The 13111-nt window shown below is 65.2% G+C and carries 8 protein-coding genes; 4 read left to right on the top strand and 4 right to left on the bottom strand.

All coding sequences use genetic code 11. The features are described 5' to 3' along the window. The first annotated feature begins 14 nt into the window (after nt 1-14). The 4 genes from BDI24065_RS01950 to BDI24065_RS01935 all read left to right on the top strand — a co-directional run bounded on the left by BDI24065_RS01950 (nt 15) and on the right by BDI24065_RS01935 (nt 7690). The gene (locus tag BDI24065_RS01950) at nt 15-3074 is read left to right on the top strand and encodes an ATP-binding protein (protein ID WP_175029773.1); all 3060 of its coding nucleotides are present in this window, start codon (nt 15-17) and stop codon (nt 3072-3074) included. A gap of 109 nt (nt 3075-3183) precedes the next feature. Then, nucleotides 3184-3378 carry a hypothetical protein gene (locus BDI24065_RS01945; protein ID WP_175029772.1) on the top strand — a complete coding sequence of 65 codons (195 nt, stop codon included), beginning with the start codon at nt 3184-3186 and terminating at the stop codon, nt 3376-3378. A gap of 465 nt (nt 3379-3843) precedes the next feature. Further along, nucleotides 3844-4515, top strand: a complete 672-nt coding sequence (locus BDI24065_RS01940; protein WP_175029771.1) for a response regulator — start codon at nt 3844-3846, stop codon at nt 4513-4515. Nucleotides 4516-4678: 163 nt separating this feature from the next. After that, on the top strand, nt 4679-7690 hold the full coding sequence (locus BDI24065_RS01935; protein ID WP_175029770.1) for an ATP-binding protein: 3012 nt from the start codon (nt 4679-4681) through the stop codon (nt 7688-7690). A gap of 152 nt (nt 7691-7842) precedes the next feature. On the opposite strand, the gene BDI24065_RS01930 is transcribed toward BDI24065_RS01935, so the two are convergent. From BDI24065_RS01930 to BDI24065_RS01915, 4 genes are all read right to left on the bottom strand, one after another. Further along, complete coding sequence (locus tag BDI24065_RS01930; protein ID WP_175029769.1) at nt 7843-8439, bottom strand: fimbrial protein; 597 nt, start codon at nt 8437-8439, stop codon at nt 7843-7845. A 180-nt stretch (nt 8440-8619) separates the two neighbouring features. Next, nucleotides 8620-9675: a fimbrial protein gene (locus BDI24065_RS01925; protein ID WP_175029768.1), complete on the bottom strand. Its 1056-nt coding sequence runs from the start codon at nt 9673-9675 to the stop codon at nt 8620-8622. Between the two features lie 47 nt (nt 9676-9722). Beyond that, on the bottom strand, nt 9723-12194 hold the full coding sequence (locus BDI24065_RS01920; protein WP_254609651.1) for a fimbria/pilus outer membrane usher protein: 2472 nt from the start codon (nt 12192-12194) through the stop codon (nt 9723-9725). Nucleotides 12195-12347: 153 nt separating this feature from the next. Continuing rightward, nucleotides 12348-13070: a fimbrial biogenesis chaperone gene (locus tag BDI24065_RS01915; RefSeq protein WP_175029766.1), complete on the bottom strand. Its 723-nt coding sequence runs from the start codon at nt 13068-13070 to the stop codon at nt 12348-12350. Nucleotides 13071-13111 lie beyond the last annotated feature (41 nt).

The following is a 13111-nucleotide window of genomic DNA, read 5'->3' as shown; positions in this document are numbered from 1 at the left end:
CGTCGCATCGCGCCATGCCTTACAGTCCGCTCCAGTCGATCCGCCGCTATCAGAACATCTCGGTGTTCGGCGGCGGGATCGTCGTCACGATCCTGATCCTGATCGCCTGCGCGCTCGGGATGGGTTCGATCGTGTACGGCTATCTCGATGGCGAGCGGCACAATTTCCTGACGGGCATGGTGCAGACGCTCAACGAGATCAAGGTGAGCGAGACGTCGTTCCGCAACGGCGTGACCAATGCGCAGCTGATCTGGCGGGAAACGGAGCCGGCGCCCGGCCGCGTGGTCGACGCGTTCTACGAAAACGGCGAACGGGCCGCGATCAAGCCTTATCCGTCTGTCGTGTTCGGCGTGTCGAAGCAGCCCGCCGATCGCACCGAGGTGGCTCGCTATCTGTCGCTGTCCGTGCTGCTGGCGCGCATCTGCGCGGCGAGTTCGATCAATCGCGGGCAGACGCTCGTCGGCTATCACTACAGCACACGCACGAGCCTGCTCGGGCTCGTGCCGAATTCGGGCCCGGGCGGCGGCGCGCTCGCGACGCCGGAAGGCCGTGCGCGCGTGATGGATGCGCTGCGGATCGATTTCGGCACCGCGCCGGCACAGCCGTCCGACGCGACGGGGCGCCCGCACGTGCGATGGCTGCCGCCGTTCATCGATCCCGTATCGGGTGCCGCGCGCATCCGGCTCGCCGCGCAGGCACAGGTCGACGGCGATCCGTTCGCTGTGCTCGTCACCGAATATGCCCCCGAGCATCTGCTGTCGTGGCTGCCCGAGCATCCGGTCGACGGCGTGTTCTTCGTGACGACAGGCGACAACCGGCTCGTTGCGGCGAGCCGCGGCGTGGCCGGCGACGAAGCACGCGCCGGCCGACTGCTGGCGCTCGACGTGTCGCGCGAACGCACCCCATCCGAGCAGGCCGCATTCCGCGACGGCTTCGTGATCTTCCACGGCACGCTCGACGCGACGGGCTGGACCCTTGCGTATGCGCTGCCGTGGACGGACGTCGTCGCGAACGTCGCGCTGCGCGCGAGCCTGCTGCTCGGCGCAACGCTGCTGACGATCGCCATCATGTGGATCCTGCTCGTGCGTTTCCATCGCCGTGTGTTCTCATCCGTCTATGCGCGCTCGCAGCGCGTGTTCGACAGCGAAGCGCTGTGCCGCAGCGTGATCGAGACTGCGCCGGTCGGCCTCGGGTTGATCTCGCGTGCCGACGGGCATTTCATGCTCGTGAGCCCCGCGCTGGCCGAGATGATCGCGCGGCTCGGCAGCGACTACCGCGCGCTGTCCGCGCAGGCCGTCGCGCGCTACGACGCGTTCGTCGCGGGCGGCGCGGCCGGCGGCACGCTGCAGACCGATTTCGTGCTGGCCGATGCGGATGCCGGCGCGGTGCCGCTGCATCTCGAGGTGAGCGCATGCGGCGCGCGCTATCAGGAGATCGACGTGCTGATCGTCGCGGTGGCCGACGTCACGGCACGTCGGCAACTCGTTCAGCAGCTCGAGGAAGCGGTGAGCGCGGCCGATTCGGCGAATGCGGCAAAGTCGGCGTTCCTGGCGGCGATCACGCACGAGATCCGCACGCCGTTGAACGTGATCCTCGGCAATCTCGAACTGTTCGACCGTTCCGCGCTGGATGCGGCACAGCACGGCCGCGTGCAGACGCTGCGCGAAGCCGCGTCGGGGCTGCTCCGGCTCGTCAGCGACATCCTCGATTTCTCGAAGATCGAAGCGGGTGCGATGACGGTCGAGGCGATCGAGTTCGACGTGATCGGCGTGATCGAGCGCACGCTCGGCGCGTTCGCACCGGTCGCGAAGGCGAAGGGGCTGCCGCTGTTCTACGAAATCGACGCGAGCGACACGCAGCGGATGCGCGGCGATCCGACCCGGCTCGGGCAGGTGCTCGGCAACCTGCTGAGCAACGCGATCAAATTCACCGCCAGCGGGCACGTGCTGGTGCGTGTGTCGGTTGCGTCGGCCGGATGCGGCAGCGCCGAGCTGTCGATCGCGGTCGAGGACACCGGCATCGGCATCGCGGGCGCCGATCGGCACAAGCTGTTCAAGGCGTTCTCGCAGGTCGATGCGTCGATCACGCGCCGCTACGGCGGCACCGGGCTCGGGCTCGCGCTGTGCGATCGCCTCGCGGCCGCGATGGGCGGACGGATCGACGTGGCGAGCGTGCCGGGCACCGGTAGCCGTTTCACGTTGACGGTGCCGCTCGGAATCGCGGTCGTGCCGCTCGATGCGCATCCCGCGCGCGGCGTGCGCGTGCCGCTGATCGTCGTCGCGCGCACGGAATGGCAGCACTTCGCGTTACCGCATCTGCGTGCATGGGGCTTCGACGTCGACGCGTACGCGCGCCCGGCGCGGATTCCAGCCGACCGTCGTGCGCGGGCCGCCGCGATCGTTCTGTTCGGCGATTCGGATGCGTGGTCGCGTGCGGAACTCGATACCCTGGGCGGTGGCGGCCCTGTCGTGCTCGCCACGCCGGATGGCCCGCCGCAGGCATACCGGGCGGGCAGGACGATACGCGTGTCGAGTTATGCGCTGGGAGGCTTGAAGGCTGCGCTCGCGCAGGCGATGGCCGACACCGGCGGCCGGGCTGCGCAACGGGCGGCGAGCACCCACGCGGAAGCCGCTCGTCCGCACGCACTGCGCGTGGCGCTTGCCGGCATCGACTCCGTCAGCAGCACGCTCTTGCGGGAGCAGCTCGACGTGCTGGGCTGCGAGGTGCAGACGGCGGGTTCGGCGGAAGCGGCGCTCGATCTGCTGGCCACCGGTGCGTGGCACGTATTGCTGGTGGATGCCGGCCTGCCGGACATGTCGGTCTGCGCACTGGCTCACGCCGCGCGCGATCTCGGCGCGGGTTGCGACGTGGTGGTCGTGACGTCGCATGCCGCGCCCGGCGACAGGCAGCGGTATGCCGACGCGGGAATCGGCTGTGTGCTGACCAAACCGGTGACCCTCGCGCATTTGCGCGGCGCGCTGGCAGGCATCGCTCGACGTCGGCGTGTACCGGGGAAGGGAGCAGGAATACAAGAACGGGGCGTCGCGCGCTTCGCGTACGGCAGTACGACATGAACGCATGTCGATTGCCGTCGTCGGTGACGACGAGGTCCGAAGAATGGAAGGCAGCGCGACGCATCGGCAACGGCGGCGCAGATCAATCTGGTGAGAAGAGGGGGAGACCGTGCGCTACATGGTGAAAGTCTTCGTAATGCTGCTCGATTTCGCTACGCTTCCCGAGAAATCCAGAAGGGACTTTCTCGGCAGGATGAACGAATTCCTGATCATGTCGCCGATGCAGAAGCGGCGCGCGGTCAACGAATGGAAGCAGGCGCTCGAAGAGCGGGGCGAATCGGGCGAGGGTGTGCACCGACCATAGCGACGATCCGGGCGCCGGTGCCCGGTCGATGCTCGGCAGGTTCGCTGCTGCGAGGGGCGTTGCGACAGCAACGGATCGATGCCGCGGCGAGGCATGAGCGGTGCGGCGTAGCGCTTGGGGAAACCGTCGTACGTATCGATGCGTGTCTCGCTTACGTCCATCGCGTCGGCGCCGGACGCGCATGCCGATCGGCAACGCCCGCCGCGTTCGGCCGCCGCAGCCTTGCCCTGCCGGGCGCGCTGCCGGGCGGCGCGACATGCGGCTTGCCTCTGCCGGTTGCCAGATGCTCACGGCCTTGACCACGTTTTATCTTAAAATCGAGTCGCGCTTGCATTCTCCGATGAGCCGGATGCGACGGGTCGAATCGACGGCCTGTCGGCTGGATGGAACGGAACCGGAACGGTGGCCCGCATCCTGCGGCTGTCGGCGAATGCGCGATCAAATGCCTCGGGGAGAAATGGGACGATGGATGAATTCTTTGTGCGAGTGATGGTGGCGGACGACCACCCATCATCCGCGATTGGGATGTCGCAGGCCCTCGCCGAAAGCAGCACGATCCGGCTCGTCGGCTCCGTGTCCAATTCGACCGACCTCGTGACGGCGCTCGACGAGAAGCCGAGCGACGTGCTGGTGGTCGACTACGTGATGCCCGGCGGCAAGTTCGGCGACGGGCTGGTGCTGCTGTCGTTCCTGCAGCGCCGCTATCCGGCGCTGAAGCTCGTGACGATCACGATGATCGACAACCCCAGCGTGCTGCATGCGATCCGCAAGCAAGGCGTCGGCTGCATCCTGAGCAAGTCGGATGCGATTTCGCATCTCGTCGGCGCCGTGCACGCGGCGTACGTCGGCGCGAACTACCTGTCGCCGCATATCAAGCAGTTGCTGGAATCGACGGGCACGACCGATACGGCTCGCCCGCTGACGACGCGCGAGATCGAGGTGGTGCGGCTGTTCGGCGCCGGCTATACGGTGGGCGAGATCGCCACGCAGCTCCATCGCAGCAAGCAGACGATCAGCTCTCAAAAAACGAGCGCGATGAAGAAGCTTGGCATCGTGCGCGATGCCGACCTGATCCGCTATGCGGGCGAAGGCCAGTTGCCCGATGGGCCGGACGATACGCCGGCGGCCGGTGAATAGCCGGTTTGCCGACCGTGGCCGGGCGTCGCGCATCGGCGATCGCATTGCGCGACGGCATGCGATCCGGCTTCCCGGCATCTGCGTATCGGCTGGCTGTGCGCGGTGTACCGCATGCGTGCGTATTCGCCGCGGTTTTCCTGGCCGGTACCAACCATAACGATCCATGCCCGCAAAACTGAAACGACTTCTCGCGCACGCGGCAGCGGTAGGCCGCAAGCCCTTCGATCCGGGCAGGGTCCGGCGGCAGCAGCAAGTGCTGCTGTACGGCGGCGGGAGCGCGGTCACGGCGTTCATTCTCGTTTGTGCGGCGCTGGTCGTCCGGCTCGATGTGCAGGACAGCGTGGCACGGGAGCGGTCGACCTTTCTGCAGCGGGAAGCGCAGTTCTACGCGAGCCTGCAGACGGCAGACCGGGCGCTTACGACGTATGGCATGCAGACGGAGCAGCTCTGGAACCAGGGTGTGCAACCGCCGCCGGAAATGCTCCGGTCCTTCGCGGCGGAACACGGCAGGCTGGTGGTTAGCAACATCACCGGCTGGGCGCCGGTCTTCGCGATGGCCGGGATCATGCCGAACCGGCCGGCCGAGTCCTATGCACGTTATATCGGCGCCATGCTCGGGCAAGTCGATCAAAGCTCGCGCTATCCGGCGCGTCCGGCGAACACCGAGCCGATCGGTGGCTACCTGATCGGGCTCGATGGCCCGTTTCTTGGCGTAGTGGGCGCGGGAATCGTCGCGCGCGCCCGAACGCTCCCCCCCGATACCGACTTGCCGGCGCTGATCGCGGGCCTGATGCCGACCGGCGCGGCGACGCAGAAGCCCGAGTTGCAGGGCCGCACGTTCATGCTCGACCGTCGCTACGACCCGCTCGTCGGTCGCTCCGTCGTGCGGTTCGCGCGACGGCTCGACGATACGGCCGGTCGTCCGTTCGGATGGCTCGTGTTCAACGGCCTGTTCCGTCTCGACGACATCATGTCGCCGCGCTCCGACGACGAGGACGTGGCGGTCGTGGATGCGCGCGGCAGGATCGTTGTCGGGCGGCAGCGCGATCCGGCGATGATCGAACGCGCGATGAACGACACGCGTGCTTCATCCGGTGGGCATGTCGTCGTGCAGCGGGTCGGCACGCGGTTCGTCATCAGCGACCGTTTGCCCGCTTCCGGCCTCGCCCTGATGACGACCTTTTCGTGGCGCAGCGTGGTGAGGGCGACCGCCGTCGGCGTGAGCGTGACACTGGCGGCCGCGCTGCTCGCGATCGCCGCGCTGTGGATCACGATCGTGATGTTCGATCGCCGCGCGCTGCGCCCTGCGAACCGGCGCGCGATCCGGCTGATCGAAAGCGAGGCGTTCAACCGGACCTTGATCCGCACCGCGCCGGCCGGCTTGCTGTTGCTGTCGGCAGCCGACGGCGAAACGATGGTGCGCAACGATGCCGCGCTTGCGTACGACGACGGTGTATCGGGGCTTTCGCTCGGCAAGCGCATCTGGCACGCGTATCGTGAGCGGCATCCGGCCAGCACGAAGGAGCGGCGCTTCGTGATGCAGCAGGAGCTGGCGATCGAGCGTGCCGATCGGGGCATGACCTATCTCGCGGCGCACATCGTCCGCACCAGGTTCCGCGGCGTCGACGTGCTGCTCTGCACGCTGACCGACATCACGGCGCGCAAGCTGACCGAAGACAAGCTGCGCGAAGCGCGCGTGGCCGCGGACGACGCGAACAAGGCGAAGTCGACGTTCCTCGCGACGATGAGCCACGAGATCCGCACGCCGCTCAACGCGATCGTCGGCAACCTGGAGCTGATGGAGCGCGCCGACCTGCCGGCGGTCGAGCGGCGCCGCCTGAAGACGATCGTGTCATCGTCGGATGCGCTGCTGCGCGTGATCAACGATGTGCTCGACCTGTCGAAGGCGGAATCGAACCAGATGGCGCTGGAGCACATGCCGTTCGATCTGCGGCGCGTGCTGCGGGACATCGCGGCGATCTTCCGGCCGCTCGCGGAGGCGAAGGGGCTCGCGCTCGAATGCCATGTCGCGACGGAGCTGGCCGACGGATATGTCGGTGACCCGACGCGTTTGCGCCAGCTCGTGTCGAACCTTGTCGGCAATGCGATCAAGTTCACGGAACATGGATCCGTCGCGATCGACGCGCGGCTCGCGCGCGGCGACGCGAGCGCCGGTTGCGTCGAGATTGCCGTGCGCGACACGGGCGTCGGCATTCCCGACGACGCGTTGCCGACGCTGTTCGACGTCTACATGCAGGCCGACGCGTCGATCTATCGCCGTTTCGGCGGCACCGGGCTCGGCTTGCCGCTGTGCCGCCGCATTGCGCGGCTGATGCAGGGCGAGCTGACGGTCGACAGCCGGGTGGGCGAAGGCTCGACGTTCGTGGCGAAACTGCTGCTGCCCGACGCGTCGGCTGGCTGGCGGGGTACCGAGCCCGAACCGGATGCGGCACACGCCGCGCAAACGCCGGGCCAGCAGGATGACGTGGAGCCGCTGCGCGTGCTGGTGGCCGAGGATCACCCGGCCAGCCGCGCGCTGCTGCGGGATCAGCTCGATGCGCTCGGTCATGACGCGACGATCGTCGAGAACGGCGCCGAAGCGATGCGCGCGTATTTCGAACACCCGTTCGACGTTGTGCTGACCGATTTGAGCATGCCGCAGCTCGACGGCTTTGCATTGGCGAATTTCCTGCGCGAACAAGGCGCGCAGGTACCGGTAATCGCAATGACCGCGCATGCGACCGATGAAGACCGGCGCCGCTGCGCGCAGGTCGGTGTGGCCGAGGTCGTGCTCAAGCCGTTGTCGATCGACAGTCTTGGTGCGGCGCTGCGGCGGCAGGGCGGGCACGGTGGAATGGCGGCTGACGCGGCGGAGCGTGAGGCACGCGAGGCCGGGCCGGCGATGACCGATGAAATCCGGCGGACGTTGCGCGACGCCACGTTACGCTCGCTGGCTGCGATCGAAGCGGCATTGTCCGGCGACGACACGGATTCGCTCAGGGTGGAGCTCCATTCGATGCGCGGCGGCTTCGCGCTGGCTGGAGACGACGCTGCGCGCGATGCATGCGCGATGATGGAAGCAGTCATGGATGCTGACGGCGTAGAGGCGTTCAAACTGCGCTGGCCGGACTTCCGATGCACGATGGAGCGTGCGCTGGAACGGATCGACGGTTAGCGAGGCGAGTGGGTGCCGGGCACAGCTTCAGTTTCGCCGCAACGGGCATCGCCCTGTCGGAGAAGTGGCCGCGTAACTTCGGAAATCTGCGATCTGCTCCGGAAATTCCGGACACAAATGAGTGTGAGTGTTTCGGATGCCGAACGAACGCATCATTGATACGAGAACGTGATCGTACTTTGTGCATTGACCGTGCCGGGCGTGATCTTTGGCTGGGTCTTCACATAACCGGCCGTGAATGACAGCCCGACTCGCCCGCCCGTTTGCTCGGTGGCGGTGCCGACATACCACTGATTGAGGTTCCCTTTCAGCGGCGAATCCGGCCCAAAACTCACCGGAGTCGAAGTGTCCTCGCGGTAGATCTGGATGCCGACGCCCTTTGCGCTCGAGCTATTGGCCAGGCTCAACACGTTGGCCGTATTCAGAGGCGCGGACACATCCGTCATCGTTGCGAAAACCTTCGTGCCCGTGGGCCACTGCACGGCCATCGAGAACGGCGCGGTGCGCATGTCGTCGACTTCATAGACTGGCACGGACGGCAGAACGACCGACTGGTTCGCACCGCTTGTCAGCGTGCACGCCGACGCTTGAACGTTGATCGCTCCTTTAAACGCGACGGGCGAATTGCCCTGCGGAAATCCCGGCGTCCTCACCGTCCAAAGTGTCACGAGCGTCGGAATGTTGAACGAGTAGTTGCCGGTTTTCAACCGCCCGGTAAAGACCAGGGTTGCCCTGTACTCGATAGGCATTTATACCCGACAAAAGCGATCACGGCACGCGAGTTCGAGCGAATATCAGTTGTGCCCGGGCACGTCATTCGTCGTCGCATCCCCAAACGGGAAATGCTCCGCACCGCAACCGCATCGGCCGCGCATGACATGGCCGATACGCGTCCCGACATCGCTACTCCCGAGCACGGGAAGCATCCGTCATTGATAGGAGAACGTGATCGTACTCTGCGCCTTGACATTGCCGGCCGTTACCGTTGGCGCGGTCTTCACGTAGCCGGCCTTGAACGACAGCCCGACGTTCCCCCCCGACTGCGCCGTGGCCGTACCGACATACCATTGGTTGGTATTCCCGTTCGCCGACGAATCCGGCCCGAAGCTCACAGGAGCCGAGGTATCCGCGCGGAAGATCCGGACACCGACTCCCTTTGCGCTCGAGCCGTTGCCCAGGCTCAGTACGTCGGTCGTATTCAGCGGGTTGGACGCATCCGTCATCGTTGCGAAAACTTTCACGCCCGTGCCACATTGCAAGGCCATCGAGAACGGCTGGGACATGGCGCCCCCGTCATCGACTCGGTAGGCGGACACTTTCGGCAAATCAACCGACTGGTTCGCGCCGCTTGACAGCTTGCATGTGGAGGTCTGAACGGTGAAGGTTCCCTTGACAGAGGTGGCCCGGCTACCCAGTTGCTTTCCCGTTGATGACTCCCTCCAGGACAGTTTGAGTCCCGTTATATTCACCGGGTAGGTCCCGGACTTCAACCGTCCGGTAAATACCAAGGTCGCCTTGAACACAATCTTCATGATCTGTATGTTAGGCGCATCTTTCAGCGATCCGAGATCCTGGCTTGCGCTAGTGATAGGAATCCATATGCTTGGCGCAGAATCCACCGTGGCAGCAAAAGCGACTCCGATGCCAGGTACGCCAGTCTCCCAAACCGCATGGTTTTGTCCGTCTTGCTGATAAACGACGTCAGTCAGGGGCGCGGTGCCATCCACCGTCGCCATTACATCAATCCCTGAACTATCGTAGCAAGTATGGCTGTTCGCGGTCTTATTGACACCGACACTTCCAATTATGTCAGTCAGGCTGAAAGAAACGGCCGTGCCTGGAACCTTTGCGTCTTGCGCACCGGATACCACCGCCGACGGAAAGGTTACATTTGGATTGCCCGTGAGCGGCGGGAGGCAGTCCGCCGCATGGGACGATGCGGAAAAAGCTGCGAGAATGAAAAACAGCAGTGCACGGGTGCTCATTATGGATTTCCAAAAAAAGGATTCATCGGGTTCACATCCGCTACCGGTCACTTGCCCCGGGTAGTCGTGTCGCCACGCATGCAGCTCGCCGGCTGCCGCTCGTAAGCCAGTTCCTTGTTCTTCAATGGCAGCGCATAGCCGATCGTGCATTGCTTGTCACCCCAGCGCACGTCGATGCTGCCCTTGTCCTCGATGCCGAACACCAGCAAGCGCGACTGGTTGTCCACCATGCCGAGCAACTTGCCCTTCGCGTCGTACGCCTGCGCGCCGAACGGCACCTTGGCGCCTTCGTCACTGCTCAGCTCGAACTGCACGCGACGGCCCGACTCCGCTTCGAAACGCGTCGAGACGATCGCGCCGCGCGTGGGCACCACGCTCTTCGCGTTGTCGGCGATTTCCGTGTCGGTGCCGATGCTCGACGGATCGAGGTTCAGCCAGTTCTGCCGATACGGTTGCAGATACGGCACGATCGCGTAGCCGCGCCGGTCGGTGCGCATCGTCGGCGAGCCGAACGTCGCGCCGGACACGCCCGGCACCTCGACCACCGCGAACGTCTCGCCCACCGGCTGCGCCGTTGTGATGCCGCCTCGGTGCAACACCACCGAACCGGCCGCACCCACGTCGAGATGTCGCCCGACGCGGTCCTGCGCGAAATTGCCGGTCAGCTTCGCATTCGGCGTGTCCCAGCCTGCGTTGACGCTGCCCGAGCCACCACCGTTTCGGCTGTAGCCCGCCTGCACGCCGTAGTTGATCGTGTTGGCTTCGTTCAGATAGCCCGACACGCCGGTCTGCATGTTGAAGTCGCCGCTCGTCGACGACACCGCATTCGCATAGACGCGATGCGAACTGGACGCCTTGCCCAGCGGAATGCTGACCGACACGTTGAACTGCGTGTCCGGACGCCCGAACGCGCCCGACTCCTGCGTATGCGACGCCGACACGCTGTAGCTGATGTTCTTGTAGCTGTTGCTGTAACCGACCTGGAAACGGCGGCTACGGCCTTCGCCGTTCCAGTACGTCGTGTCGCCCACGCCGAGATACATCGAGCCGCTCGCCAGCGGCTGGTTGACGTTCAGATCGACGCGGCTTTTCTGGCGCATCAGGCGCGGGCTGTACGTGCGATCGAGTTCCTCGACGTGTTGCGCCAGCGTCCGGTAGCCGTCGGTCGAATAGCGGTAGCCGACCATCGTGAACGTCGTGCTGGTCGGATAGAACGTCTTCGAATACAGGAACCGCACACTCTGGCCTTGCCGCGTGCCGGCCGACGTGCGCGACCGGCTGTGCGTAACGTCCAGCGACATGCCGCCGATGCGCGTGTTCATGCCGACGCCGAGGTTGGCCGCCACGTAGTTGTCCGCGGCGAGCACGCCGCCGTAGCCCGTGAAGTTGTCGGACAGGCCATAGATCATCGTGCCCTGCGCAAGCTTCGGCTTCGCCTGCTCCGTGGAGCGATATTGGCCGACCGAGAACGAATAGCGCAGGCTGCCGCGACGCACCATCACCGGCAGGTACGAATACGGTTGCGTAAACGTGCGCACGCGCCCGTCCGACTCGGTAATCCGGATCTCGAGGTCGCCGTTCGAGCCGCTCGGATAGATGTCGGTGATCTCGAACGCGCCGGGCGGCACCGGCGTCGAATAGATCACATAGCCGCTCTGCCGCACCTCGACGATCGCGTTGCTTTCGGCGATGCCGCGCACGACCGGCGCGAAGCCGACTTCACTGTCCGGCAGCATGCCGAGATCGGTGCCGATCTGCGCGCCGACGAAACGCACGCTGTCGAAGATGTCGCCCGACGTGTACAGCTCGCCGGCCGCCGCCTTGCTGCGCAGGCCGCGGATGTCGCGTTCCACGTAGCTGCGGTTGCTGGTGAAACGGCTCTTGGTGCCCTTGCTGCCGGTGAGCGTCGATTCGTTGCGCAGCCGCCAGCCGCCGACGTTCAGGCCGTTGCGCAGGCCGACGAAGTAATACGCGTTGTTGTAGTCGTGACCGTCGTTGCGGCTGTAGCTGACCTGATAGCTGCTATACAGCGCGGGAACGCCATCGTCCCACAGCGATCGATCCACGTAGCCGCGCGACTTGCGCGACACGTACAACTGCGGAAAGCTGATGTTCAGCGACAGCGTATTGGGTTCGAACTCCACCGTGGCGCCATCCACTACGCTCGCCATGTCGACGATCGTCTCGTCGTCAGCGCCGGCGGTCATGCGCCCGTCCTTCTCGAGCCGCGCGATGTTGACACCGGCCGCACGCAGCATCCCGAGCGTCACTCGCGGCTTGACCACACCCTCGGCGTCCGCGAGAAACGCCACGTTGCCGCGCTTGATCAGCGTGTGATTCAGGTAGACATCGACGTCGTAGCTGCCCGGCTGGACCGCGCTGCCTTTCTCGAAGTAACGCAGGTCGACCGGCCCTTCGTCTTTACGCAGGAAGGAATCGTTGAATTCCGCGGCATGGCCCGACGCAGACAGCACGAGCCCGAGCAACGCGAGGCTCGGCACACCGATCTGAGCGGCCATATGAATATCGGCGTCCTTCCTGACGTTTTCCATACCTTTTTCTCTCTTTTGCATCACCTCCTGAGCATTCGCAGCGCGAACACGCCCCTCCCCGAAGCCAGCGCCCCGGGGTAACGAAGATGAATAGGAATACGACGTGTCGAGTCGGTTGCCTCAACCAGCCGTGGTGCTGTCGTGGGATTCGATCGCGCCGTAATCGTTGATCGATTCGAAATGGACCTTCGCGCCTGTGCCAGCGGCGCCGGCCGGCAGATCCTTCACATCGAAGTAGCGCGTCGCGGACGGCGCCACCATCTCGGCTGCCGCTTTGTAGTTGCGACCTCCGCTTTGTACTTTTACCGACGCCAGCGAAATGAAATAAGACGACGGGTTGTTCACTTCGAGCTGCGCCCGGCCATCGCGCTGCACGAGCCGCCAGCGAAGCTGCGCAGGGGCCTGCTCCACCTTGCCCGGCAAACCCGCGGGCCGGTAGAAGAACTTGATGCGCTGACGCACGGCGATCTGCAGCGTGTTGTCGCCCTTGGCCTTCTGCGGAATTTCCTGCACGTTGAGCCAGAACACCGACTCGCGATCGGCTGGCAAGCCCTGGCCGTAATAGAGAATGCGCAGCGTCTGCTGCTTCTCGCCACCGAGGCGAGTCAGTGACGGCGTAATGGCGAACGGTACGTCCACCTTCGCGTCTCCATCGCTCACATCCATCCAGGTCTGGATCATGACGTCGTCCGCTGCCTTGTTCCGGACCATGAGCGATGCTTCCTTGCCCGGCGCAGCCAGCACGACGCGGGTTCCGTCGAGCGTGATGCCTGCGAACGAGGCGCCGGAAGAGAACAACAGCGAGCCAGCCAGGGCCAGCCCGGCAAAGGAGAATCGTTTCATAGGGATTGGAATCCGGTTGCGGGCGGGGAATCGCTCCCCCG

Origin of the sequence: Burkholderia lata, assembly GCF_902499025.1 — a bacterium.
GTDB classification, from domain to species: domain Bacteria; phylum Pseudomonadota; class Gammaproteobacteria; order Burkholderiales; family Burkholderiaceae; genus Burkholderia; species Burkholderia lata_C.
Note: the sequence above shows the minus strand (reverse complement) of the source record. Positions and strands in the feature narration are given on the sequence as shown.